26 protein-coding genes are annotated in these 23,326 nt (G+C 68.6%); 6 read left to right on the top strand and 20 right to left on the bottom strand.

The features are described from left to right. Positions 1–107 precede the first annotated feature (107 nt). The 3 genes from C8P69_RS01225 (at position 108) to C8P69_RS01215 (ending at position 5,147) form a co-directional block, all read left to right on the top strand. Positions 108–1,466: a globin-coupled sensor protein gene (locus tag C8P69_RS01225; protein ID WP_108174038.1), complete on the top strand. Its 1,359-nt coding sequence runs from the start codon at positions 108–110 to the stop codon at positions 1,464–1,466. 149 nt (positions 1,467–1,615) lie between these two features. Continuing rightward, the gene (locus C8P69_RS01220; protein WP_170118085.1) at positions 1,616–2,584 is read left to right on the top strand and encodes a TAXI family TRAP transporter solute-binding subunit; all 969 of its coding nucleotides are present in this window, start codon (positions 1,616–1,618) and stop codon (positions 2,582–2,584) included. Between the two features lie 115 nt (positions 2,585–2,699). Next, entirely contained in the window at positions 2,700–5,147 is a 2,448-nt protein-coding gene (locus C8P69_RS01215; protein WP_108174036.1) for a TRAP transporter permease, read from the top strand. 6 nt (positions 5,148–5,153) lie between these two features. On the opposite strand, the gene C8P69_RS24505 is transcribed toward C8P69_RS01215, so the two are convergent. The 3 genes from C8P69_RS24505 to C8P69_RS23710 all read right to left on the bottom strand — a co-directional run bounded on the left by C8P69_RS24505 (position 5,154) and on the right by C8P69_RS23710 (position 6,328). Beyond that, entirely contained in the window at positions 5,154–5,489 is a 336-nt protein-coding gene (locus C8P69_RS24505) for a YegP family protein (RefSeq protein ID WP_108174035.1), read from the bottom strand. A gap of 96 nt (positions 5,490–5,585) precedes the next feature. Continuing rightward, complete coding sequence (locus C8P69_RS01205) at positions 5,586–6,089, bottom strand: peptide deformylase (protein WP_108174034.1); 504 nt, start codon at positions 6,087–6,089, stop codon at positions 5,586–5,588. Positions 6,090–6,154: 65 nt separating this feature from the next. Then, entirely contained in the window at positions 6,155–6,328 is a 174-nt protein-coding gene (locus C8P69_RS23710; RefSeq protein WP_170118084.1) for a hypothetical protein, read from the bottom strand. 5 nt (positions 6,329–6,333) lie between these two features. Here C8P69_RS23710 and C8P69_RS01200 point away from each other — a divergent pair, with 5 nt between their 5' ends. Continuing rightward, on the top strand, positions 6,334–8,193 hold the full coding sequence (locus C8P69_RS01200; RefSeq protein WP_245901819.1) for an ABC transporter ATP-binding protein: 1,860 nt from the start codon (positions 6,334–6,336) through the stop codon (positions 8,191–8,193). A 515-nt stretch (positions 8,194–8,708) separates the two neighbouring features. On the opposite strand, the gene thiL is transcribed toward C8P69_RS01200, so the two are convergent. The 17 genes from thiL to C8P69_RS01120 all read right to left on the bottom strand — a co-directional run bounded on the left by thiL (position 8,709) and on the right by C8P69_RS01120 (position 21,659). Further along, entirely contained in the window at positions 8,709–9,701 is a 993-nt protein-coding gene (gene thiL, locus C8P69_RS01195; RefSeq protein ID WP_108174032.1) for a thiamine-phosphate kinase, read from the bottom strand. A gap of 39 nt (positions 9,702–9,740) precedes the next feature. Further along, complete coding sequence (gene nusB, locus C8P69_RS01190) at positions 9,741–10,226, bottom strand: transcription antitermination factor NusB (RefSeq protein WP_108174031.1); 486 nt, start codon at positions 10,224–10,226, stop codon at positions 9,741–9,743. Continuing rightward, positions 10,226–10,711 carry a 6,7-dimethyl-8-ribityllumazine synthase gene (gene ribH / locus C8P69_RS01185; protein WP_108174030.1) on the bottom strand — a complete coding sequence of 162 codons (486 nt, stop codon included), beginning with the start codon at positions 10,709–10,711 and terminating at the stop codon, positions 10,226–10,228. Before ribH ends, nusB begins: the two co-directional genes overlap by 1 nt. A 26-nt stretch (positions 10,712–10,737) precedes the next feature. After that, positions 10,738–11,352 carry a riboflavin synthase gene (locus C8P69_RS01180; protein ID WP_108174029.1) on the bottom strand — a complete coding sequence of 205 codons (615 nt, stop codon included), beginning with the start codon at positions 11,350–11,352 and terminating at the stop codon, positions 10,738–10,740. 12 nt (positions 11,353–11,364) lie between these two features. Beyond that, entirely contained in the window at positions 11,365–12,483 is a 1,119-nt protein-coding gene (ribD, locus tag C8P69_RS01175) for a bifunctional diaminohydroxyphosphoribosylaminopyrimidine deaminase/5-amino-6-(5-phosphoribosylamino)uracil reductase RibD (RefSeq protein WP_108174028.1), read from the bottom strand. 4 nt (positions 12,484–12,487) lie between these two features. After that, a complete protein-coding gene (gene nrdR / locus C8P69_RS01170) occupies positions 12,488–12,970 on the bottom strand; it encodes a transcriptional regulator NrdR (protein WP_108174027.1) in 483 nt (160 codons plus the stop codon). 15 nt (positions 12,971–12,985) lie between these two features. After that, a complete protein-coding gene (gene glyA, locus C8P69_RS01165) occupies positions 12,986–14,290 on the bottom strand; it encodes a serine hydroxymethyltransferase (protein ID WP_108174026.1) in 1,305 nt (434 codons plus the stop codon). A 125-nt stretch (positions 14,291–14,415) separates the two neighbouring features. Further along, a complete protein-coding gene (locus C8P69_RS01160) occupies positions 14,416–14,616 on the bottom strand; it encodes a DUF6898 family protein (protein WP_108174025.1) in 201 nt (66 codons plus the stop codon). A gap of 3 nt (positions 14,617–14,619) precedes the next feature. Beyond that, positions 14,620–14,964, bottom strand: a complete 345-nt coding sequence (locus C8P69_RS01155; protein ID WP_108174024.1) for a helix-turn-helix domain-containing protein — start codon at positions 14,962–14,964, stop codon at positions 14,620–14,622. Next, positions 14,940–15,215, bottom strand: a complete 276-nt coding sequence (locus tag C8P69_RS01150) for a BrnT family toxin (protein WP_108174023.1) — start codon at positions 15,213–15,215, stop codon at positions 14,940–14,942. Before C8P69_RS01150 ends, C8P69_RS01155 begins: the two co-directional genes overlap by 25 nt. Before the next feature lie 145 nt (positions 15,216–15,360). After that, positions 15,361–16,626, bottom strand: coding sequence for a L,D-transpeptidase family protein (locus C8P69_RS01145; RefSeq protein WP_245901818.1), 1,266 nt, complete (start codon positions 16,624–16,626; stop codon positions 15,361–15,363). A gap of 247 nt (positions 16,627–16,873) precedes the next feature. Then, positions 16,874–17,005, bottom strand: a complete 132-nt coding sequence (locus C8P69_RS24380; RefSeq protein WP_273510454.1) for a hypothetical protein — start codon at positions 17,003–17,005, stop codon at positions 16,874–16,876. Between the two features lie 8 nt (positions 17,006–17,013). Next, a complete protein-coding gene (ldtR, locus tag C8P69_RS01140) occupies positions 17,014–17,538 on the bottom strand; it encodes a transcriptional regulator LdtR (RefSeq protein ID WP_245901847.1) in 525 nt (174 codons plus the stop codon). Positions 17,539–17,999: 461 nt separating this feature from the next. Further along, complete coding sequence (gene mmsB, locus C8P69_RS01135; RefSeq protein ID WP_108174022.1) at positions 18,000–18,887, bottom strand: 3-hydroxyisobutyrate dehydrogenase; 888 nt, start codon at positions 18,885–18,887, stop codon at positions 18,000–18,002. 52 nt (positions 18,888–18,939) lie between these two features. Continuing rightward, positions 18,940–19,413, bottom strand: coding sequence for a DUF6163 family protein (locus C8P69_RS01130; RefSeq protein WP_108174021.1), 474 nt, complete (start codon positions 19,411–19,413; stop codon positions 18,940–18,942). A 5-nt stretch (positions 19,414–19,418) separates the two neighbouring features. After that, on the bottom strand, positions 19,419–20,507 hold the full coding sequence (locus tag C8P69_RS01125) for an enoyl-CoA hydratase/isomerase family protein (RefSeq protein ID WP_108174020.1): 1,089 nt from the start codon (positions 20,505–20,507) through the stop codon (positions 19,419–19,421). 12 nt (positions 20,508–20,519) lie between these two features. After that, positions 20,520–21,659, bottom strand: coding sequence for an acyl-CoA dehydrogenase family protein (locus tag C8P69_RS01120; RefSeq protein WP_108174019.1), 1,140 nt, complete (start codon positions 21,657–21,659; stop codon positions 20,520–20,522). Between the two features lie 190 nt (positions 21,660–21,849). Here C8P69_RS01120 and hemB point away from each other — a divergent pair, with 190 nt between their 5' ends. Both hemB and C8P69_RS01110 read left to right on the top strand, forming a co-directional pair. Next, positions 21,850–22,896, top strand: coding sequence for a porphobilinogen synthase (hemB, locus tag C8P69_RS01115; RefSeq protein ID WP_108174018.1), 1,047 nt, complete (start codon positions 21,850–21,852; stop codon positions 22,894–22,896). After that, positions 22,893–23,324 carry a hypothetical protein gene (locus C8P69_RS01110; RefSeq protein ID WP_108174017.1) on the top strand — a complete coding sequence of 144 codons (432 nt, stop codon included), beginning with the start codon at positions 22,893–22,895 and terminating at the stop codon, positions 23,322–23,324. The genes hemB and C8P69_RS01110 overlap by 4 nt, the downstream gene beginning before the upstream one ends. Positions 23,325–23,326 lie beyond the last annotated feature (2 nt).

Here is a 23,326-nt window from a genome sequence, read left to right as displayed (position 1 = left end):
GACGGGTCGTGCTGTCCAAGCACCCGCCGGCAGTGCAGACCGCCGCTCCCCCCCGAAGTGACGGTAAAACCCGATCTGCTCCGCAGACGTCCTTTGGGAACGCCACAATGAAACACATGCCCCCCGGGGCCTCGGACGAGGCCGCCGAACGCTCGACTCGTATGCGCTTCATGCGCATCACCCCGGAAACCTCCATCCTGCTGCGCGAATTCTGGAAGGTCGTGGAACCGAAGCTTCCGCAGATCCTCGAAGCTTTCTATCGCCACGTCTCAGCCGAGCCGAACCTCGCGGCCATGCTGGGCAGTGACATTCCCCGCCTCAAGAAGGTCCAGGGCAGCCACTGGGCACGGCTCTTCGACGGCTCCTTCGACGCCGAGTACATGCGCGGCGTGCGCACCATCGGCCACATCCACAACAAGATCGGGCTTGAGCCGCGCTGGTATATCGGCGGCTACAACATGGTGATGAGCGAGCTCGCAACGTTGGCGGTCGCGACCTACAAGTGGCGCCCCGCCAAGCTCTCGAAGATGCTGACGGCGGTGAATGCAGCGGTCATGATCGACATGGACCTCGCCATTTCCGTCTACCAGGAGGCCATGCTGACCGAGCGCCAGCAGCGGCAGGACCGCATGAACGCCGCGATCGCCGCGTTCAACACGGATATGAGCCAGTCGCTGAACGCCATGGGCCATGCCGCCCACCAGCTCACCAGCAATGCCAACAGCCTCGCCGCCAATGCGGAAGAGACGACGCGCCAGTCGACCGCGGTGGCGGCGGCCTCGGAGCAGTCGGCCTCGAACGTCCAGACGGTGGCGGCAGCCTCTGAGGAGCTCTCCACTGCAGTCGTGGAGATCGGCCGCCAGGTGAGCCATTCGAACGAGATCGCCACGCAGGCCGTCACCCAGGCCCGCCAGTCCAAGGTGGTCATGGACGGTCTCGCCGAGGCTGCCCAGCGGATCGGCGACGTGGTCAACCTCATCGCCAATATCGCCGGCCAGACCAACCTCCTCGCGCTCAACGCCACGATCGAGGCGGCCCGCGCCGGCGAGGCCGGCAAGGGCTTCGCGGTCGTCGCCTCTGAGGTGAAGAGCCTCGCCAGCCAGACGGCCAAGGCGACCGACGAGATCGGCGTGCAGATCGCGCAGATCCAGTCGGCGACGGCCCAGTCCGTCAGTTCGATCACCCAGATCGGCGCCACCATCGAGACGATCAGCGCCATTGCCGGGGCGATCTCCTCGTCGGTCGGCGAGCAGCAATCGGCGATCGGCGAGATCACCCGCAACATCCAGGAGGCCGCCCACGGCACCCAGGAGGTCTCGGCCAACATCGCCGGCGTCAGCCAGGCGGCGAGCGAAACGGGCAGCACCTCGACCTTCGTGTTGACGGCGGCCACGGAGCTCGACAGCCAGACGCAGGCCATCCGCCGGCAGGTCGACGAATTCTTCAACGTCATCAAGGCCGCCTGACCTGCGGTATTCCGCCACTGCGGCAGCCGGTCACCGGGCTGGCTGCCGCCTGCGGGGCTTCCCTTCACCGCCCCGTCATGCTTCTGTCCTCGCGAATTTTTCGCCCGAAGGCCGGATCAACCGGCCCGCCCGTTCCCGAGGAAACGTCGATGACCCTGATCCTGAACCGTCGTGCGGCGCTCGTCGCCGGCACTGCCCTCCTTGGCCTTGGCGCGCCTGCGCTGGCCCAGGCCCGCCGCCGCCTCACCGTCGCCACGGGCGGCACCGGCGGCGTCTACTTCGTCTATGGCGGCGGCCTTGCCCGCGTGCTCACCGAGAAGGTGCCGAACGTCCAGGCGACGTCGCAGGTCACCGGCGGCTCGGTCGACAACATCAACCTGCTCTCGGCCGGCGATGCCGATATCGGCTTCTCGACGCTGGACTCCGTGGTCGACGCGCTGAACGGCGTCGGCGCCTATGCCCGCGGCGGCAAGCGCGAGGTGCGCATCATCGCCGTGCTCTACGACAACGTGCTGCACGCCGTGGCGACGCCCGCCATCAACTCGGTCGCCGAGATGAAGGGCAAGCGCATCGGCGTCGGCTCTGCCGGCTCCTCGACCGAGGGCTGGGCCGACCGCACGCTGGAGGCCGCCGGCCTCAACCCGAAGACCGACATCATCCGTGACAATCTCGGCGTCGCCGAGAGCGCCAATGCCCTCGCCGACGGCAAGATCGCCGGCTTCTTCTGGGGCGGCGGCGTGCCGACGGCGGCGATCCGCGACCTCGCCCAGTCGGGCCGCACGGCCTTCAAGCTCCTCGACACCTCGAAGGAGCTGGTCGAGATGAACAAGAAATATCCCGGCCTCTACCGGGAATCGATCATGCCGCCGAACTCCTATCCGGGGCAGACCCAGGCCGTTTCCGGCATCGGCGTCGCCAATGTCATGCTGGTCGATGCCAAGGCGCCGAACGATCTCGTGACGCTGATCCTCGAGGGCATCTTCAACAACCTCACGGACATGCAGGCCATCCACCCCGAGGCTCGCAAGCTCACGCTGCAGACCGCCGCGGTGAAGCTGGCCGCGCCGTTCCATCCGGCGGCGGAGGCCTTCTACAAGGCGCGCGGCGTCTCGATCTGATCGCGACGCACGAATAGCGGGAGCCGGGGCGGGAGACCGTTCCGGCTTTTTCCGTGCCGCTGGCGGCAGGCCAGCGGCGCCTCGTCGGGGGACGAGAAGCGACAGGGGAACGGCCATGACCACCGACGCGCTGAAGCCGGCGTCAGGCGACGCGGAACGGGTCCTGACGGCCGAGGAGCTGGAGAAGCTGTCCTCGGATTCGGAAGGCGGGCCGGCGCGGCGCGTTGGCGGCTGGCTGGGGTGGCTGACCGGATCGGTCGCCTTCCTCATCGCCGCCACGGCGATGTACTGGACGCAGTTCTCGATCACCACGACGGTCTATCGCGCCAGCTTCCTGGCGCTCTGCCTCGCCCTCATCTTCATCCTCTATCCCCTCGCCAAGACGGGCCGCGACGGCGCCCCGCAGACGCGGCGCGTCAGCGTCGAGGAGATCGTGGTGGCGCTCATCGCCATCGCCATGCTCGCCTATATCCTGCACCACCCGAACCCGCGGATCGCGGTGGTAGGCCGCTCGCCCTTCGGCTACGGGCTCGGCTGGGTGCTGATCGCCTGTTTCGCCGCCTATCCGCTGCTCGTCGCCAACCGCTGGCTGGCGCGGATTCAGCCGGCGGACTGGTTCTTCGCGGCGCTCGGCCTCTATTGCGCCTGGTACCTGTCGACCAATATCGACGAGTTCAAGACCCGCGCCATGCAGCCCTCCGCCGAGGAACTGGTCCTCGGCCTCGCCCTCATGCTGCTGGTGCTGGAAGCCACCCGCCGCACCGTCGGCTGGGTGCTGCCGGCCATCGCGGCGGTCTTCCTCATCTATTGCTATGCCGGCACGGGCTGGCTGATCCCGGATGTATTCGAACATCGCGGCTTCAGCCTCAACCGCATCATCGGGCAGAACTTCCTGACGCTGGAGGGCCTGTTCACGACGCCGCTGGACGTCGCGGCGACCTTCATCATCCTCTTCACCATCTATGGCGCGGTGCTCGACCGCGGCGGCGCCGGGCGCTTCTTCATCGAATGGGCCTTCGCGCTCTTCGGCAAGAACCCCTCCCCCTCGGCCCCAGGACGCGCCGTGGTCGCCTCGGGCTTTCTCCTCGGCACCGTCTCGGGCTCGGGCGTCGCCACCACCGTGACTGTCTCGACCCTTGCCTGGCCCATGCTGAAGCGCTCGGGCTACGACCCGCAGGTCGCCGGCGGCATGCTCTCCGCCGCAGGGATCGGCGCGACCCTGTCGCCACCGACGCTCGGCGCCGCGGCCTTCATCATCGCCGAGTTCCTCGACGTCGATTACCTGCAGATCCTCATCTACGCGACCATCCCGACCGTCCTCTATTACGTCTCGTGCTGGCTGATGACGGAGGCCGATTCCCGCCGCCTCGGCGTCGTGCCGGTGCGCACCTCGGATGCCTCGGTCTGGGAGCTGACCAAGCGCGGCGGCTACCATTTCATCTCGCTCGGCGCGATCGCGGTGTTCCTGGTGATGGGCTTCACCAGCTTCATGGCGGTCTACTGGTCGATCGTCGTCGCCTTCGTCCTGTCCATGGTGCGCGAGGAAAGCCGCCTGGTGACGATCGAGGCCTTCGCGGTCGGCTGCGCGGCGGCGCTCGCCGCCTGGCTCTTCGGCGTGAGTGGCTGGCCACAGGGGCTCGGCATCCAGGAGCTGTTCAACGACCGCATCTCGGTCGCGACCTTCTGGGGCATCGCGGCGGCTGTCGCGGTCTCGGGGGCCCAGAGCCTTGCGGCCATGCGCAGCGGACGACCGGTTCCGGCCGGCGGCACCGGCATGATCGACGCGCTGCTCGACGGCACGCGCTCGACGCTCGGAATCGTCGCGGTCTGCGCCTGCGCCGGCATCATCGTCTCGGTGGTGAACCTCACCGGCCTTGGCCTGACCATTTCCGGCATCATCATTTCGGCCGGTGGCTCGAACGTCTTCCTCATCCTGCTCATGGCGGCGCTCGCCATGTGGGTGCTCGGCCTCTCCGTGCCGGTCACCGCGAGCTACATCATCGCCGCCGTCATGCTGGTGCCGGCGCTGATCAAGGTCGGCGTGCCGCCCGCCGCCGCACACATGTTCATGTTCTACTATGCGGTGCTGGCGGACGTGTCGCCGCCGACCGCGCTCGCCCCCTTCGCGGCCTCGGCCATCACTGGCGGCGAGCCCTTCCGCACGACGATGCAGGCGTGGAAATACACCCTGCCGGCCTTCATCGTGCCCTTCATGTTCTGCCTCACGCCCGATGGGGCGCAGCTGCTCATGCTGGTGCCGGCCGGCACCAATGCCGCGGGGGCGACGGTCTACGGCATGCCCGGCACCATCGCCGCCTGGCTTTCCGTGCTGTGGGTGACGCTGACCGCCTGCCTTGCCCTCGTCGGCTTCTGCGTCGCCTTCGCGGGCTATGCGCTGGGCCAGGCGAACGCCATGGAGCGGATCATCTGCCTTGCCGGCGGCGTGCTGCTGCTGGTGCCGCGGCCCTGGGCCACCGCGGCAGGCCTCCTCCTGCTCGCGGCCGGCCTGACGCTGCACTGGCGGCGGATCGGCCGGGCAAGCCCGGCCCTCCCCGCGGGATAGCGCCGATCAGGCGGCGGTGGTGTCGTCGAGCTTGGCCTCGGGCGCGTTCTTCTTGACGCTCTCGATGCCGGCGTCGCGCGAGGCCTCGGAGGAATAGACCTCGCTCGACCCGATCACCTGGCCGTTGGTGGCCTTCAGGTTGAACATCGGGCCGGTCTTGGCCTGCTTGCGCTCGTAGCGGCCATCCTCCTTGGCGTTCTTGCGGACACTCTCGATGCCCGCGAGCGCCGCCGCCTTGGTGGTGTACATCTCGCTGGACAGGATCACCTGCCCGTTCGACGCCTTTAGCGAGAAATGGAACTGACCGCTCTTGCCTTTGGTCAGCACAAACTTGCCTGCCATGCCGTCCTCCCTCGAAATCGCGCATTCGCGCTGGGGAAAAGCATAACCGGCCTGCGGGCAATGCGAGGTGCGGAAGGTCACGGACCCCGCAGGGCGTCACCGCGCATCGCGCCGCAGCTTCTCGTAGCGCTTGATGGCGCGCTCGCGTTTGAGCCGCGACAGCCGGTCGAGCCAGAAGATGCCATCGAGCTGGTCGATCTCGTGCTGGAGCACCACGGCGAGGAAGCCGTCGGCCTCGGCCTGCTCCTCGGCGCCGGTGAGCGTCGACCATGCAAGGCCGATCCGGGCGGGGCGCTCCACCTCCTCCGAGATGCCGGGCATGGAGACCGAGCCCTCGCGCTCGACCTTGGTCTCCGGCGAGGTCCAGAGGATGCGCGGATTGACGTAGAGCCGCATCAAGGCGTCGTCGGCGAGGCGGATGGCGACGAGGCGCTGGAAGACGCCGATATGGCAGGCCGACAGACCGATGGCCGGGGCGGCGACGACCGTGTCCATCAGGTCCTGCGCCAGCGCCTTCAGGTCATCGTCGAACAGCTCGACCGGGTCGGCGCGTCGGCGCAACCGCGGATCGGGAAACATGACGAGCGGACGTGCGGCCACGGCGGATCTCCTGACGAGCAGGTCTCTAGCCGAGGCGCGATGGCCGGAAAAGTCCCGCAGCGCGGTCACTGCCGCTCTTGCAGGCGCTGGCTGCCCGCCTCGGAGGCAGCCTCAGGAATGATCATCCACAGCATCCGGGCCATGCCCTCAGCGGGTTGCATTGGAATGGTCGTTGCATAAGGATGCACGCCCGGTGGCCCCTCGTGGGCCGCGCTTCCGATCTCCAGCACGAGTGACATTCCACGTGACCGCTTTGTCCCAGACTGCCGCCGACGGCCTGGCCCCCGCCGCCTCCACCGGTCCTGTCCTGTCCGTGAACAACCTCGTCACGTCGTTCCTGCGCGAGGGCGAGTGGAACGCGGTCGTGAAGGGCATTTCGTTCGAGGTCGGCGCCAAGGAAACCGTCGCCATCGTCGGCGAGTCGGGCTCCGGCAAGTCGGTCACTGCCCTGTCGATCATGCGCCTCATCCCGCCGCAGAGCGGCAAGGTGGAAGGCAGCATCAAGCTGGTGGGCCGCGAGCTCACCACGATCAACGACAAGGCGATGAACCATGTCCGCGGCAACGAGATCGCGATGATCTTCCAGGAGCCGATGACCAGCCTCAATCCGGTGCTGACCATCGGCTTCCAGATCGCCGAGGCGCTGATCTACCACCGCGGCCTGTCGCGCCAGGAGGCCGAGGCCGAGACAGTGCGCCTGCTCGAGAAGGTGCGCATACCCGCCGCCAAGTCGCGCTTCCACGAATATCCGCACCGCTTCTCCGGCGGCATGCGCCAGCGCGTCATGATCGCCATGGCGCTCGCCTGCCGACCGAAGCTGCTCATCGCCGACGAGCCGACCACCGCGCTCGACGTGACGATCCAGGCGCAGATCCTCGAGCTCATCAAGGAGCTCCAGGAGGAGGAGGGCATGTCCGTCCTCTTCATCACCCATGACATGGGCGTCGTCGCCGAAATCGCCGACCGCACCGTGGTCATGTACCAGGGCAAGGCGGTCGAGACCGGCAAAACCGAGCAGATCTTCGCCGCGCCGGCCCACCCCTATACCAAGGCGCTGCTGTCGGCCGTGCCGCAGCTCGGCTCGATGAAGGGCATCGCCCGCCCGATGCGCTTCCCCGTCGTCGACAAGATGACCGGCGAGAGCGACGTGCCGGTGGAGACGCCGGACACGGTGAAGGCCGCCGACCGCCCGGTGCTGGAGGTTGCCAACCTCACCACCCGCTTCGACATCCATTCCGGCCTGTTCGGCAAGGTCTCGGGCCGCGTCCATGCGGTCGAGAACGTGTCCTTCTCGCTCCATGCCGGCGAGACGCTGGCGCTCGTGGGCGAGTCGGGCTGCGGCAAGTCGACGACCGGCCGCTCGATCCTCCGCCTCATCCAGCCGAATTCCGGCTCGGTGGTGGTCGATGGCGAGGACGTGCTGACGCTCGACAACGCCAAGCTGCGCGACATGCGCAAGCGCATGCAGATTATCTTCCAGGACCCCTTCGCCAGCCTCAACCCGCGCATGTCCATCGGTTCGGCCATTGCCGAGCCCTTCTATGCCCATGGCCTTGCCTCGGGCTCCGAGGCGCGCGACCGGGTGGCCGACCTTCTCACCCGCGTCGGCCTGTCGCCCGACATGGCCTCGCGCTATCCGCACGAGTTCTCCGGCGGCCAGCGCCAGCGCATCTGCATCGCCCGCGCGCTCGCCCTCGGCCCGAAGCTGATCGTCGCGGACGAGGCGGTCTCGGCGCTCGACGTGTCGGTGAAGGCGCAGGTCGTGAACCTGATGCTCGACCTGCAGGCCAGCATGGGCCTCGCCTATCTCTTCATCTCCCACGACATCGCGGTCGTGGAGCGCATGTGCCACCGCGTGGCGGTCATGTATCTCGGCGAGATCGTCGAGATCGGCCCGCGCGCTGAGGTCTTCGGCAATCCGCAGCACCCCTACACCAAGAAGCTGATGGCCGCCGTGCCGATCCCGGATCCCTCCCGCCGCCAGCAGAAGCGCGGCGTGTCGAACGACGAGATCAAGAGCCCGGTCCGCGCGCCGGACTATGTCCCGCCGGTGCGCCAGTATCGCGAGATCTCGCCCGGCCACGTGGTCCAGGCCTGGGATTGAGGTTTGCCGCTTGAGCGGTTTCGGAAAGGCCCTGGTTCGCCGGGGCCTTTTTGTTTGGATGGCTCGGTGCGGTCAGCCCGAGATCACCGCCCTCTCCGTCCTGACTTGACCACCGCAGCCTCTAATCGACGCTCGACCGCACCGCTGACCACCTCTCCCCGGCGGGGAGAGGTCGACGAGCGCAGCGAGGCGGGAGAGGGGGAGATTGTTTCCCGAAGCAGCGGGCCCCCTCTCCCGGCCTTCGGCCGACCTCTCCCCGCTGGGGAGAGGTGGTGTGGAGCACCCGACAGCCGCATCCCAAAGGCCCACGGGCAGAACCGAACTGCGTCCTTCGAGGCTCGCTGACGCTCGCACCTCAGGATGAGGAGGGTGGTGGGTGGCAGGCAGCAAGGACGGCCAAGGAACCTGTCTGCAACACCCGACCTCCCTCATCCTGAGGTGCGAGAGAGCGGAGCGAACGAGCCTCGAAGGACGCACTTCATCAGTGCAATGCGGTCCCTCGAACAGCGAAGCGCTCAAAAGTGCTCGAACCGTTCCGATCCGAAGGTCAGCGGCTGGCCGTCGAGGGACCAGGTGACACTCCCGCTGCCCGTCACCTCGCCGATCACCGCGAGGGGCACCGCCACCGCCCCCGCGTCGGCCTGCAGCGAGGATAGCCGCGCCGGCGGGCAGGCCAGCAGGATCTCGTAATCATCGCCACCTGTCAGCGCCCGTATCCTGAGGGCCGGGTCCGTCGCGATGGCGGCAGCGGCGGCCAGCGAGAGCGGGACGGTACCCGCATCGACCATCGCGCCCGTGCCCGACGCCGCCATCATCTTGGCGAGGTCGCCGACGAGGCCGTCGGAGACGTCCATGGCGGCCGAGGCATGGCGCGCCACGGCCCTGGCCAGGGCGACGCGCGGCTGGGGCTTGAGATAGCGATCGACGAGGTGGCGGCGATGATCCTCGCCGAGCGCGGCAAGCCAGCCCGGCGCCGTTGCCGGGTCCCGTTCCGCCTGCCGCGCCACCAGCCCCAGAGCGCCATCGCCGATCGTGCCGGTGACGCAGAGGAGATCACCCGGCCGCGCGCCGCGGCGGCGCACCGTGCGGTTCGCCCGGCCGAAGGCGGTCACGGAGAGGGTCAGCGGCCCCGGAACCTTCACCGTATCGCCGCCGAGGAGCGGGCAGCCATAGGCGTCGAGATCGGCGGCAAGTCCCTTGGCGAAGGCGTCGAGCCAATCCACCGACCAGTCGGCGGCCAGCCCGAGGCCAAGCAGCATACCGGCCGGCACGGCGCCCTTGGCCGCAAGATCGGAGAGGTTCACCCGCAGCGCCTTGGCGGCGACAAGGCCCGGCGGGTCGTCGGGGAAGAAGTGGACGCCGGCGATCGCCATGTCCTTGGTGACGACGAGGTCCCCCTCCCCCGGCGGGATCACCGCGGCGTCGTCGGTCAGGCCGTCCGCGCCGGCGCTGGTGGCGAGCGGCGCGAAGAAGCGGGCGATGAGGGCGTCTTCGGAGGGGCGAGTCACGGGGGCATCATGGCCCGGTGGGGCCGCGCCGGAAAGCGCTCAGCGCTTCGGCGCCTCGCCGAGCTCGGCGGCGCGGACGCGCTTGGCGATCTTGTCGAGCACGGCATTCGCCATGCCGACCTCCTCGCGGTCCACGAAGGCGTCGGCCACGTCGACATATTCGGCGATGATGACCTTGGCCGGCACGTCCGGCCGCTCGAAGAGCTCATAGGTGCCGGCGCGCAGCACGGCGCGCAGCACCGCCTCGATGCGGCGCAGCGGCCAATCGTCGGCGAGGATCCGGTCCACCGCCACGTCGATGCGCTGCTGCTCGCGCATCACCCCCTGGATAATGTCGCGGAAGAACTGGTGGTCGGCGGGCAGGTATGTGTCGCCCTCGACCTCGCGGCCCATCCAGAACGTCTGGAACGAGCCGATGACATCATTGATGTCGGTGCCGGCCACATCCATCTGGTACAGCGCCTGGACGGCGGCGAGGCGCGCCGTGCCGCGCTTGTTGGCCTGTTTCGGGGCGGTGTCGGACATCAGGCCTGCTCCGCCGCGCGCTTCAGGCGGATCATGGCGAGGCAGGCCTTGGCGGCGCCGCCGCCCTTGTCGAGCTCGCTGCGGCGGGCGCGCGCCCAGGCCTGGGCGTCGTTCTCGACGGTGAGGATGCCGTTGCCGAGCGGCAGCTTGCGCTGGACGGAGAGGTCCATGAGGGCGCGCGAGCTCTCCTCGGAGACGATCTCGTAATGGGTGGTCTCGCCGCGGATGACCGTGCCGAGGGCGACCGCGCCGTCGAAGGGCTGGCCGCGGGCGGCCGCGCCGTCCATCAGGATGGCTATGGCGGCCGGGATCTCGAGCGCGCCAGGCACGGTGTGGACCTCATAGGTGGCACCGACCTCGGTCAGCGCCGCCTTGGCGCCATCGAGCAGGGCGTCGGCGAGATCGTCGTAGAAGCGGGCCTCGACGATCAGCACACGGGCATGCGTCGGGATCACGTGCTCGGCTGCGGAACGCGGAGCGGCCATGGTAAGTCCTTCGAAATGGGAGCGCTCTAGTAGCCCCCCGCCTTCGCATCCGCAAGGCGGGCGGCATAGCGCGCCATCATGTCGGCCTCGATGTTGACGCGGTCGCCGGCCTTCGCGTCCCCCCAGGTGGTCACCGCGAGGGTGTGGGGGATCATGGTAACGGTGAAGGTGTCGCCGTCGACGCCGTTGACGGTGAGCGAGGTGCCGTCGAGGGCAACCGACCCCTTCTCGGCGATGAACTTGGCAAGATCCTTCGGGGCGCGGAAGACGAAGCGGGCAGTGCCGTCCGTGTCATCGCGCGACACGATCTCGGCAACGCCGTCGACATGGCCGGTGACGATATGGCCGCCCAGCTCGTCGCCGATCCGCAGCGCGCGCTCGAGGTTCACCTTCTTGCCGGCCTGCCAGTCGCCCAGCGTGGTGCGGGCGAGGGTCTCGGCCGAGGCGTCGATGGTGAAGACGGTGCGGTTGCCCTGCTCGGAGAGGGAGGTGACGGTCAGGCAGATGCCCATGTGGCAGACCGAGGCGCCGAGCGGCAGGCTGTCGGCCGGATAGGAGCAGGCCACCGCGAGATGGCGGGCGGAGCCGCGCGCTTCGACCGCGACGATCTCGCCGACGTCGGTGATGATGCCGGTGAACATGGCTCAGGCTCCTTAAGCGGCGGGATCGGGGCGGAAGGTTTCGATGAGGTCGCAGCCGGCGGTGCGGCTCCCGGCGAGGCGGTAGCGCTCGGGCATGGGGATGACGAAGCCGGGGACGCCGTCGCCGAGCGTGGTCGGCGAGCGCGCGACGATGATCTCGTCGGCGAGCGCCTGGCGCATCAGCGTCGCTCCGAGGATCGGGCCGCCTTCGCTCATGACGCGGGTGATGCCGCGGGCGGAGAGGAGGCGGAGCGCCGCGCCCATGTCGACCGAGCCGTCGGCGAGGCGGCTCACCAGCATGACCTCGCAGCCGGCCTGGCGCAGCGCCCGCTCGGCCTCGGGCGGCGCACCGACCGTCGAGACGACCCATGTCGGCACGTCGCGGGCGGTGGCGACAAGGCGGGAGGTCAGCGGCAGGCGGAGCTTGGAATCGATGATGACGCGGACCGGCGAGCGGTCCTCCATCCCCGGCAGGCGGCAGGTGAGCAGCGGGTCATCGGCCAGCACCGTGCCGATGCCGATCATGATGGCATCGGCCATGGCGCGGACGAGGTGGAGCTGAACGGTGGCCTCGGGGCAGCTGATCTGGGTGCGCGCGCCGCCGGCCGCCGCGACGAAGCCATCGGCGGAGAGCGCCATCTTCAGCTGGACGAAGGGCCGGCCCTGGCGCACGCGGGTGAAGTGGCCGCGATGGTCGAGGGCGGCCTCCGCAGCACCGACGCCGACATCGACGGCGATGCCATAGGCGCGCAGCATGTGGAAGCCACGGCCGTGGACGCGCGGGTCGGGATCGCCGATGGCGCAGACGACGCGGGCGATGCCGGCTCGCGCCAGGGCATCGGAACAGGGCGCCGTGCGGCCGTAATGCGAGCAGGGCTCCAGCGTGACATAGGCGGTGGCGCCATGGGTGGCGCGGGGCCCGGAGGCGGCGAGCGCATGGGCGATGGCCGTGGTCTCGCCATGCGGGCGGCCGCCGACCTGGGTGACGCCGCGGCCGACGATCACGCCGTTCTTGACGAGAACGCAGCCGACCGAGGGATTGGGCCAGGCAAGGCCGAGGTGACGCCGGCCGAGGCGCAGCGCGTGGTCCATATGGGCGGCATCGACCGCGGTGAAGGCGCCAGCGGCCATGACGCTAGCCGCGCCCGGGCTCGGTCGTGCCCTCGCCGTCCTCGGACATCTCGCCGATCAGCTGCTGGAACTCGCGGGGATCGCGGAAATTGCGGTAGACCGAGGCGAAGCGGACATAGGCGACGTCGTCGAGGGCTTTCAGCGCCTCCATGACGATGCGGCCGATGTTCTCGGCGGGAATGTCCGACTCACCGGAGGCCTCAAGCTGGCGGACGATGCCGGAGACCAGGCGCTCGACGCGCTCGGGGTCCACCGGCCGCTTGCGCAGCGCGATCTGGATGGAGCGCATGAGCTTGTCGCGGTCGAAGGGCACGCGCTTGCCGGATCGCTTGACCACGATGAGTTCGCGCAGCTGCACCCGCTCGAAGGTGGTGAAGCGGCCGCCGCATTCCGTGCAGACGCGGCGGCGACGGATCGCCGAACCGTCCTCGGTGGGACGGCTGTCCTTCACCTGCGTGTCGGCGAACCCGCAGAAGGGGCATCGCACGGCCTCGTCGTCCCGTCAGGAATAGATGGGGAAGCGGGCGGTCAGGTCTTTCACCTTCTCCCGCACGATCGCCTCCACCTGGGCATTGCCCTCGTCGGAATTGGCGCGGGACAGGCCGTCCAGCGTCTCGGCGATCAGCTCGCCGACGCGCTTGAATTCGGCGATGCCGAAGCCGCGGGTCGTGCCGGCGGGCGTGCCGAGACGGACGCCCGAGGTGACGAAGGGCTTCTGCGGGTCGAAGGGGATGCCGTTCTTGTTGCAGGTGATGTAGGCGCGCCCCAGGGCGGCCTCGGAGGCCTTGCCGGTGAGGTTCTTCGGGCGCAGGTCGACCAGCATCAGGTGGTTGTCGGTGCCGCCGGTGACGAGGTCGAAGCCGGCGCTCTTCAGCGTCTCGGCCAGCGCCTTGGCATTGGCGACGACGGCATGGGAATAGGCCTTGAACTCGGGGCGGAGTGCCTCGCCGAAGGCGACCGCCTTGGCGGCGATGACATGCATGAGCGGGCCGCCCTGCATGCCGGGGAAGACCGCCGAGTTGAACTTCTTCGCCAGCTCCTCGTCGTCGGTGAGGATCATGCCGCCGCGCGGGCCGCGCAGGGTCTTGTGGGTCGTGGTCGTCGCCACATGGGCATGCGGGAACGGCGAGGGATGGGCGCCGCCCGCCACCAGGCCGGCGAAATGCGCCATGTCGACGAAGAGATAGGCGCCGACCTCATCCGCGATGGCGCGGAAGCGGGCGAAGTCCCAGAAGCGGGCATAGGCCGAGCCACCGGCGACGATGACCTTGGGCTTGGCCTCGCGGGCGATGCGGGCGACCTCGTCCATGTCGATGAGCTGGTCCTCGCGGCGCACCGTGTAGGGCGCGACCTTGAACCACTTGCCGGAGACGTTGACCGGCGAGCCGTGGGTGAGGTGGCCGCCGGCGGCAAGGTCGAGGCCCATGAAGGTGTCGCCCGGCTGCATCAGGGCGAGGAACACCGCCTGGTTGGCCTGGCTGCCGGAGTTCGGCTGGACATTGGCGAAGCGGCAGCCGAACAGCTTGGTGGCGCGCTCGATGGCGACCGTCTCGGCGATGTCGACGAACTGGCAGCCGCCATAGTAGCGCTTGCCCGGATAGCCCTCGGCATACTTGTTGGTCATCACCGAGCCCTGCGCCTCCATGACGGCGCGCGAGACGATGTTCTCCGAGGCGATCAGCTCGATCTCGTGTTGCTGCCGGCCGAGCTCCTTCTGGATCGCGTCGAAGATCACCGGATCGGTGTCGGCGAGGGAAGCGGAGAAGAAGCCGTCGAAGGGCTTCGCGGCAGCGGAGGACGAGGACATCCGGATGGCTCCGTGAGGCGGCGGACATCCGCCGTGGCGGTCGAGGAACTGGGCTAGCGGGTAGCACAGCGTCGGTGGCAAGTCCAAGGCCGAAGGCACGCGCGGCACCAGACCTTGTGCCGATGTCAGGACCCCTCCCCCGTATCCTGCATCAGCCGACGCTCCAGCTTACGACGGGCAAGCCGTTCGAGATCAGAGAGCGCGGTGTGCGCCGGCCCCATCACCACAACCTCGGTCCCGGTCTCGGCGCAGATCGCAGCGCAGCGCAGATAGGCGCCGATCACGGTGTGCTCGAAATAGACTGTGCGGCCGGAGGATTCGGGCATGGGTCAGGCGCCAAGCGCCCGGAGGGCGTGCCGCAAGTCCTTGGCCATCAGCCTGAACAGGGCAGCGGCAGCCGGGTCCGGCCGGTTGCGGGCCTGTTCCCAGTTGCGCAACGTCGCGACCGGGATACCCAGGAGGGCTGCGAACTCATCCTGGGTCATCCGGGCGGCAACCCTGAGCGCACGCGGCTCCGGCGGCAACTCAAGCCCGCCGATGTCGGGGGCCATGTCAGGGTCCGACGCGATGGTGGCCGCGACCCGCGCCTCGGTGGAGGCGAGACGCAGCCGACCACGGTCGATCTTAGGGCGGGACGCCCGGATCTCCTCTAAAGACCTGCGAACAATCGCCATCGCTGCCTCTCCTTGCGATTGGCCGGGCGGGCCGAAATGATCCGGCGAACGTCACCGCGGTCGGTGTAGACCACGACCAGAACGATCCCGTCGACGGCCCCGAGAGCGATCATGCGCCGCTCCCCGTAGTCTCGCCGATCGTCTGGCCATTCGAGGGTCGGCCCGTCGAAGACCAGGGCCGCGACATCGAACCCGAAGCCATCTGACGCAAAACGCGCATCGCTCTTGGCCTCGTCCAACTCGAAGTCCATGTCGCGACGATCCGCGGCCAATGAGCTCGCGAGCAAGGATGCCCCAAGGACCGCTACGCTTCAAGCGTAGCAGTGTCGCAGATCGCGCCAACGAAAAAGCCCGGCGCAAGGCCGGGCTTTCGAAGCAGCAGAAGCGGCGGGGCCGTCAGCGCAGGGCGACCGGCTGGCCCATGCCCGTCGCGGCCTGGGGGCCGATGCCGTCGCGCTGGTAGATGTCCTCGCGGAACTGGACGAGGCCGTCCGGATTGGCCCAGGCGGTGATGTAGACCCAGTAGACCGGCACCGGCTGCAGCGGCTTGGCGTCGACGCGATCGGTAGTGCGGAAGATCCGGTCGATCTCGGAGCGGCTCCACTGCGTACCCTGCAGGATCCAGGCGATGAGCTCGCGGACGTTCTGGACACGGGCGCAGCCCGAGGAGTGGAAGCGCTGGTCCTCGCCGAACAGGCCCTTGGAGGGCGTGTCGTGCATGTAGACCGCATGCTGGTTGGGAATGTTGATGCGGACATTGCCCATCGAGTTGCCCTCGAAGGGGTCCTGGCGGAAGCGATAGTTCATCGCCTCCATCGTATTCCAGTTGATCGATTCCGGCGCGACCTCCTGGCCCTGGCCGTTGAACACGCGGATGCGGTTCTTGGCGAGGTAGTCGGGCTCGGCCTGCATCTTCGGGATGAGGTCCTTGCGGATGATCGAAGCCGGGACAGTCCAGTAGGGATTGAAGTTGATGTCCTGGACGCGGGTCGAGATCACCGGCGACTGGCGGTCGATCTTGCCGACGACCGTGACGTGGCGGGAGACGACCGTGCCATTCTCCACCGCCTCGAGCTGGGCGGCGGGAATGTTCATGACGATGAAGCGATTGCCGAGGAACCCGGAATAGGCGCGGACCCGGACGAGGTTGGTCTCGAGCTGGCGCAGTCGCATCTCGGCCGGCACGTTGAGGGCGGCGAAGGTGGCGTCGCGCACCTGGCCATCCGGCGAGATGCCGTGGCGGGTCTGGAAGCGCTTCACCGCCGTGTCGACGAAGCTGTCGAAAATGTCGGAACGGCCGGTCGAGGCGTCGAGATCGCCCGAGGCGATCAGACGGTCGCGCAGGGCGATGACGGCCGGGCGGCGCGCGCCGATGCGCAGGCGCTCGCGATCGGGCACGGGCTGCCAGCCGCCGCGGGCGACGATCTGCTGATACTGGCCGATGGCCATCTCCAGGCCCTGCACCGTGTGGGGGCCGAGGACCGGATAGGGATTGCGCGTCGAGCGGCTGCGCGAGCCGGCGTCGAAGCTGTCGGACCACTCGGCGACGGCGGCGCGGCCCTGCTGGGCGAAAGCGGGCGTGGCGAGCGCGAGGGCCGGCAGCGAGGCCATGCCGCCGAGCAGCGCGCGCCGGTCAAGCCTGGTGGTGAAGCGATCGGTCAAAGGTCGGCTCCGGATCATCGGCGGGGTCCGCTCCCGCCGGCGGGGAGCAAACACCATTATCCTTAAGGAATGCCAAGCGGCGTCAGCCTCACCTATGGCAATCAATGTGACCAACTCAAGGCGTTTGTGGCGGGTTCCGCCCGCACAGATGCGTGAAAGGACGCATGGCAGCCGTGACGGGGCGCCCAGAACGGCGACGACCGGCCTCCCGTCGGAAGGCCGGCCGTCGAAGATCACGTCCCTCGGCTCAAGGGCGACGTTTTGTCTCGTCGCGGACGAAGAGCGCGGTGCCGGTCACGCCGAGCATGGTCTCGGCGAGGATCAGGACCATGGCGACGCCGGAGAGCAGCAGCGCCATGTCGGTGGACAGGAGCGTCATGGATCGCCTCAGAGCCGGTAGAGGATCTGGTCGGTCCAGAAGCGCTCCAGGCGCAGCAGCGACTTGTTGAGCGCCTTGAAGTCATCGAGGCTGACGCCGCCGACCTGCTCGACCGTGCGGACGTGCTTGGCGTAGAGGGCCTGCACGATGGCGGCGATCTCGTGGCCCTTGTCCGTCAGCGAGATGCGGACCGACCGGCGGTCGATGCGCGAGCGCTGGTGGGACAGATAGCCCATCTCGACGAGCTTCTTGAGGTTGTAGGAGACGTTGGAGCCGAGATAGTAGCCCTTGGTCCGCAGTTCGCCGGCGGTCAGTTCGCGGTCGCCGATGTTGAAGAGCAGCAGCGCCTGGACGGCGTTGATGTCGGAGCGGCTGCGGCGGTCGAACTCATCCTTGATCACGTCCAGCAGGCGGCGGTGCAGGCGCTCGATGAGCGTCAGGGCCTCCATATAGACGGGGGTGATGGCCTCGAAACGCTCGAGACGCTCGGGGGAGATCGGCGGCGAGGCAACCTCGCGCGTCTTCGTCATCATGCTCATGGGACGCCTCTTGTCCGGGTTGGCGCCGGGGCTGTTTTTTGACCCTCGGCCGAGCGGCCCTGTTCACCGCTCGTGTGATGCCAACCTAGCCCCGTGAATTTTAAGAGCGCCCGAACAAACACGATGAAGGCGGCTTAACCACTATTAGATCAACAAGTTATTGCGTTGATCTCTCGGCAATATCTCATTGTCTTTTCATCAACCGACCGGGTTTTCGGCAAGCTTCCGTCAACGATGGGAAGGGCGGATTTCCAAGGGCATCGGCTGTGATCTTCACAGACTGTTCAGACCCGGGAAAGGCATCGTCAACCAAGGGGCGGCAGAGCAATCCATCGACTGCCCGCGACCGGTGAAACCCGGCATTCATCATAGCGCGATGACGGCGCGGAAGCCCGTGGTGACAAGCTTCCGCGCGGTCAGGGGCGAGCCAACATCTTCCCTAAGGGAAGTGGGGGTCACTTCCCCCGCAGGAAATTGACGATGCCGGAAAAGTCGGTGCTGGCCTCGCCCTGGGCGGCATAGAGGCCGTAGAGGGCGGTCGCCTCGGCGCCAAGCGGCGTGACGGCCCCGGCAGAGCGGGCGGCATCCTGGGCAAGCTTCAGGTCCTTCAGCATCATCGCGGCGGTGAAGCCCGCCTGATAGCTGCGGTTTGCCGGCGAGGTCGGCACCGGGCCCGGCACCGGGCAATAGGTGGTGAGCGACCAGGACTGGCCGGAGGACTTCGAGGCGATGTCGAAGAGCTTCTGCGCATCGAGGCCGAGCTTCTCGGCGAGCACGAAGGCCTCGGAGGTGGCGATCATGGTGATGCCGAGGATCATGTTGTTGCAGATCTTGGCGGCCTGGCCGTTCCCGGGCCCACCGGCATGGACGATCGTCTTGCCCATGGCCTCAAGATAGGGCTTGGCCCGGGCGAAGGCGGCATCGTCGCCGCCGCACATGAAGGTGAGCGTGCCGGCCGTGGCGCCACCGACGCCGCCGGAGACCGGGGCATCGATCATCGCGAGGCCGCGGGCCGCCGCGTCCGTGGCAACGGCACGGGCGCTGTCCACATCGATGGTGGAGGAATCGATCAGGATCGCCCCGGCCTTGGCGGAGGCGATGATGCCCTGCGCCCCGCCATAGAGCGCCTTCACCTCGCGCCCCGAGGGCAGCATGGTGACGACCACGTCGGCCTCGGCCACCGCCGCGGCGATGGAGGCGCCCGCGACACCACCGGCCGCGACATGACGCTCGACGGCAGCGGGGGCGAGATCGGTGCCGATGACGCGGTGGCCGGCCTTGATGAGATTGGCGGCCATGGGCCCGCCCATGTTGCCGAGGCCGATGAAGGCGATGGTGCTCATGAAGTCCTCCCCTGGGGTCGCCCCGGCGCGGCCGGGGTGGCGGCTTAGCCGCTCATTCGGTGCTGGTGTGGTCCGCCTGGCGCGCGGCGAGGACCGCGACGATGGCATAGAAGAAGAGCAGGGCCGCATCGGCCGCGGTGGCCGGCCAGGCGCGGGCCGCGAGCTGCACCCAGCCCTGCATGCCGCCCATCATGGCGAGGTCGATGGCCACCGCCACGGCGGTGGCGAGGATCCAGACCACACCGCCCCAGGCCGAGGTTAGCCAGAGGCCGACGCCGGCCACGAGTTCGATGACCGCGAAGAAGACGGTCGAGGCCTGGAGGCCCGGGGGCAGTTCCTCGAAGCCGAGACCGTCGGCGTTGGGGCCGCCGCAGATGACCAGCCATTGCGACAGGCCGCGGGCGATGGTCATGACCGCGAGCGCGCGCATGAAGATGCGGTAGATGCGGGTCCAGTCGATGCCGCGCGCCTCGCCGTCGGCGGGGATCGGTGCGTCGCTGGCAGTGCGCAGGCGGGCGGCGGACATCGGCTTCAGGACCGCGGCACGGGCGGGGCGACGAGTTCGCTCTCACCAAGCGGAGCGAAATGGGCGGCCACCATCGCAGGGGTCACGGCCTCCACCGCGGCAGGCTGCCAGCGCGGGGCATTGTCCTTGTCGATGATGACGGCGCGCACGCCCTCGTAGAAGTCGTGCCCGTGGCAGATGCGCGAGACGATGCGGAACTCGGTCTTCATCGCCTCCTCGAAATCCATGGACCGGCCGGCGCGCACCTGCGCCAGCGCGAGCTTCATGGAGGTCGGCGACTTGGTGCGCATGGTGGTGAGGGTCTCGCCACACCAGGCGTCGCCCGCCTCGGCAGCGGTGCCGAGGGCGGCCATCACCTCCTCCACCGTATCGAAACGGAAGCAGGCGTCGATGGCGGCACGGCGGGCGGTGACGGTCGCCGGCACGGTGGAGGCATGGGCGAAGCCCTCCAGCACCAGGTCGACGGTCTCCCGGCCGCAGAGCGCCTCGCGCAGTTCCTCGAACCGGGACGAGGCGGTGGCATGGGTGGCAAGCCCGGTCGAGAGGGCATCGCCCTGCTTCATGCGCTCGCCGGTGAGGGCGAAATAGGCGCCGATCTCGCCGGGGATGCGCGGCAGGAAATAGGTGCCGCCGACATCCGGGAAGAAGCCGATGCCGACCTCCGGCATGGCGAAGACGAATTTCTCGCCCGCCACCACGTGGCTGCCGTTGATCGACACGCCGACGCCGCCGCCCATGACGATGCCGTCGATGAGCGACACGTAGGGCTTGGGATAGCGCTTGATGAGGATGTTGAGCTCGTATTCCTCGCGCCAGAACTGCAGCGCCTCGGCATGGCGGCCGGCCTTGCCGAGGTCGTGGAGCACGCGGATGTCACCGCCGGCGCAGAAGGCGCGACCGCCCGCACCGGTCACCACGACGCGGGTGACGCCGGGATCCACCGCCCAGGCGTCGAGCGCCTGGCGCATGGCGCGGACCATGGTGAGGGTCAGCGCGTTGAGCGCCCTGGGGCGGTTGAGAATGATGAGGCCGGCGGATCCTCGGCGCTCGAGGAGAACTTCCGGTTCGGCGGGGGCTTGAATCGGCTCGCTCATACCCTGCCTCTATCACGCGCCGAGCAGGTCGCGCGAGACGATCACCCGCATGATCTCGTTGGTGCCTTCGAGGATCTGGTGGACGCGCACGTCGCGCAGCACGCGCTCGATCGGGTGGTCGTTGAGATAGCCATAGCCGCCGTGGAGCTGCAGGCAGCCATTGACCACCTCGAAGCCGACATCGGTGGCGAAGCGCTTGGCCATGGCGGCGAGCGTCGTGGCGCGCGGATCCTTGTCGCCGACGGCGACGGCGGCGCGGCGGACCATGAGCCGGGCGGCCTCCAGCTCCGTGGCGTAGTCGGCGATCCGGAAGCGCAGCGCCTGGAAGTCCTTCAGCGCCTGGCCGAACTGCTTGCGGTCGCCCATGTAGGCGATGGTGCGGTCGAGGCAGAACTGGGCCCCGCCGAGCGAGCAGGCGGCGATGTTGAGCCGCCCGCCGTCGAGGCCTGCCATGGCGATGCGGAAGCCCTGCCCCTCCTCGCCGACGAGGTTCTCGGCCGGCACGCGGACATTGTCGAAATCGACGACGGCGGTTGGCTGGCTCTTCCAGCCGAGCTTCTTCTCCTGCGCACCGAAGGAGAGACCCGGCGTGCCGTTCTCGACGACGAAGCAGGAGATGCCACGCGCGCCCTCCCCGCCGGTGCGGGCCATGACGACGTAGATGTCGGAGCGGCCACCACCGGAGATGAAGGCCTTGGCGCCGTTGATGACCCAGGAATTGCCGTCGCGCACCGCGCGCGTGCGAAGAGAGGCCGCATCCGATCCCGCACCCGCCTCGGTGAGGCAGTAGCTGGCGAAGGTGTTCATGGCGCAGAGGTCCGGCACGTAGCGGCGCCGGAGGTCCTCATGGCCATAGGCGTCGATCATCCAGGCCGCCATGTTGTGGATGGAGATATAGGCCGTCGTGGAGACGCAGCCCTGCGCCAGCTCCTCGAAGATGACCGCGGCATCGAGCCGCGACAGGCCGGAGCCGCCGACATCCTCGCGCACATAGACGCCGCCGAAGCCGAGGCTCGCGGCCTTGCGCAGCGTGTCCTCGGGGAAGACCGAACCGGCGTCCCAGTCGCGCGCATGCGGCGCCATTTCCGCGGCCGCAAAGTCGCGCGCCACCTGGCGGAAGGCTTCCTGGTCCTCGGTCAGGGCGAAATCCATCGGCACCGGCTCCCCGTGACGGTCCGCCGGTTATGGAGCGATCCGCAGAAGGGTCAATTCAGCCGGGCGGGGGACCCCCGTTCGGCGGGTGCTTTTTGCGTGGGAGGTCCGTTGTCTGCGGGACTGTTCCGAACGATTCCAGGGTGATATTCAGGATGACCGGCGGCCTAGGCCGCTGCGGAGACCGGCCATGACCCTTCGCGCCCTGCATAAGCCCGCCGATGCCGCGACCCCGGCTGCCCCGCGGCTCGACCTTCAGACCCGCATGCGGCGCAACCGCAAGACCGAATGGTCCCGGCGGATGGTGCGCGAGAACGTGCTCACCACCAACGACCTTATCTGGCCGATCTTCCTCATCGACGGCAACGAGGCACGCACGCCCGTTGCCACCATGCCCGGCGTCGACCGTGTCTCGATCGACGAGGCGGTGCGCGAGGCCGAGAAGGCCGCCCGCCTCGGCATCCCGGCGCTCGCCCCCTTCCCCTATGTCGACCCGGCCCTGCGCGACCCGGTCGGCTCGGAGGCCGAGAACCACCGCAACCTCATGTGCCGCGCCGTGCGCGCCATCAAGGCGGCGGTGCCCGAGGTCGGCCTCATCTGCGATGCGGCGCTCGATCCGTACACCTCGCATGGCCATGACGGCGTGCTCACCGAGTGCGGCCGCATCCTCAACGACGAGACCGTCGCCATCCTCTGCCGCCAGGCGCAGGCGCTGGCCGAGGCGGGCGCCGACTGCATCGCCCCCTCCGACATGATGGACGGCCGCATCGGCGCGATCCGCGCGACGCTCGATGCCGCGGGCCTCAGCGAAGTGCAGATCATGAGCTATGCGGCCAAATATGCCTCGGCCTTCTACGGGCCGTTCCGCGATGCCATCGGCACCAAGAAGACGCTGATCGGCGACAAGCGCACCTATCAGATGGACCCGGCCAATTCCGACGAGGCGATCCGCGAGGTCGAACTCGACCTCGCCGAGGGCGCCGACATGGTCATGGTGAAGCCCGGCCTGCCCTATCTCGACATCTGCCGGCGCGTGAAGGACACGTTCGGCGTGCCGACCTTCGCCTATCAGGTGTCCGGCGAGTACGCGATGATCGAGATGGCGGCGCGGGCCGGCGCCATCGACGGCGAGCGCGCCATGGTCGAGAGCCTCATCGCCTTCAAGCGGGCCGGCTGCGACGGCATCCTCACCTATTTCGCGCCGCGCGTCGCCGGGCTCCTCAGCGCCGCCGCGTGATCGGCCGCCTCCTCGCCGCGACAGCGCTCCTCACCGTCGGCGCCTGCACGCCGGTGGTGGACCCTGCCCGCCTCGCCCTCTGCCGCGAGGTCCTGCCCGCCCTGCACGAGGCCGGAACGGTCATTTCCGGGACGCGCGACGAACCCGGCGACGGCGGGGTGAAGATCACCTATCTCGCCGAGCGCCCGGGCCGACCGCGCACCGTCCATTCCGCCACCTGCCGCTTCGATGGGGAAGATGGCCACGGACGCCCGGACCTTGTCGGCCTCGTCACCGAGCGTGGCCCGCTCTCCGCGGTCCGGCTGCTGATCCTCAAGCGCTGGTGGCTCGGCCAGGTGCCGGCGCCTGCCCGCGCCACGACGGTGGACTTCCGCGAAGCCTTCCCCGACCTTGCGGGGGACGAATCCGCAGCCGGAGGCCCTTCGTGAGC

The organism is Phreatobacter oligotrophus, from assembly GCF_003046185.1.
GTDB lineage: Bacteria > Pseudomonadota > Alphaproteobacteria > Rhizobiales > Phreatobacteraceae > Phreatobacter > Phreatobacter oligotrophus.
Note: the sequence above shows the minus strand (reverse complement) of the source record. Positions and strands in the feature narration are given on the sequence as shown.

Bases quoted from the DNA above. Each gene is read 5' to 3' on its own strand.
- C8P69_RS01225 (WP_108174038.1), top strand. From the start codon at position 108: ATGAAACACATGCCCCCCGGGGCCTCGGACGAGGCCGCCGAACGCTCG.
- C8P69_RS01220 (WP_170118085.1), top strand. From the start codon at position 1,616: ATGACCCTGATCCTGAACCGTCGTGCGGCGCTCGTCGCCGGCACTGCC.
- C8P69_RS01215 (WP_108174036.1), top strand. From the start codon at position 2,700: ATGACCACCGACGCGCTGAAGCCGGCGTCAGGCGACGCGGAACGGGTC.
- C8P69_RS24505 (WP_108174035.1), bottom strand. From the start codon at position 5,489: ATGGCAGGCAAGTTTGTGCTGACCAAAGGCAAGAGCGGTCAGTTCCAT.
- C8P69_RS23710 (WP_170118084.1), bottom strand. From the start codon at position 6,328: ATGTCACTCGTGCTGGAGATCGGAAGCGCGGCCCACGAGGGGCCACCG.
- nusB (WP_108174031.1), bottom strand. From the start codon at position 10,226: ATGTCCGACACCGCCCCGAAACAGGCCAACAAGCGCGGCACGGCGCGC.
- ribH (WP_108174030.1), bottom strand. From the start codon at position 10,711: ATGGCCGCTCCGCGTTCCGCAGCCGAGCACGTGATCCCGACGCATGCC.
- C8P69_RS01180 (WP_108174029.1), bottom strand. From the start codon at position 11,352: ATGTTCACCGGCATCATCACCGACGTCGGCGAGATCGTCGCGGTCGAA.
- ribD (WP_108174028.1), bottom strand. From the start codon at position 12,483: ATGGCCGCTGGCGCCTTCACCGCGGTCGATGCCGCCCATATGGACCAC.
- glyA (WP_108174026.1), bottom strand. From the start codon at position 14,290: ATGTCCTCGTCCTCCGCTGCCGCGAAGCCCTTCGACGGCTTCTTCTCC.
- C8P69_RS01160 (WP_108174025.1), bottom strand. From the start codon at position 14,616: ATGCCCGAATCCTCCGGCCGCACAGTCTATTTCGAGCACACCGTGATC.
- C8P69_RS01155 (WP_108174024.1), bottom strand. From the start codon at position 14,964: ATGGCGATTGTTCGCAGGTCTTTAGAGGAGATCCGGGCGTCCCGCCCT.
- C8P69_RS01150 (WP_108174023.1), bottom strand. From the start codon at position 15,215: ATGGACTTCGAGTTGGACGAGGCCAAGAGCGATGCGCGTTTTGCGTCA.
- C8P69_RS24380 (WP_273510454.1), bottom strand. From the start codon at position 17,005: ATGACGCTCCTGTCCACCGACATGGCGCTGCTGCTCTCCGGCGTCGCC.
- ldtR (WP_245901847.1), bottom strand. From the start codon at position 17,538: ATGATGACGAAGACGCGCGAGGTTGCCTCGCCGCCGATCTCCCCCGAG.
- mmsB (WP_108174022.1), bottom strand. From the start codon at position 18,887: ATGAGCACCATCGCCTTCATCGGCCTCGGCAACATGGGCGGGCCCATG.
- C8P69_RS01130 (WP_108174021.1), bottom strand. From the start codon at position 19,413: ATGTCCGCCGCCCGCCTGCGCACTGCCAGCGACGCACCGATCCCCGCC.
- C8P69_RS01125 (WP_108174020.1), bottom strand. From the start codon at position 20,507: ATGAGCGAGCCGATTCAAGCCCCCGCCGAACCGGAAGTTCTCCTCGAG.
- C8P69_RS01120 (WP_108174019.1), bottom strand. From the start codon at position 21,659: ATGGATTTCGCCCTGACCGAGGACCAGGAAGCCTTCCGCCAGGTGGCG.
- hemB (WP_108174018.1), top strand. From the start codon at position 21,850: ATGACCCTTCGCGCCCTGCATAAGCCCGCCGATGCCGCGACCCCGGCT.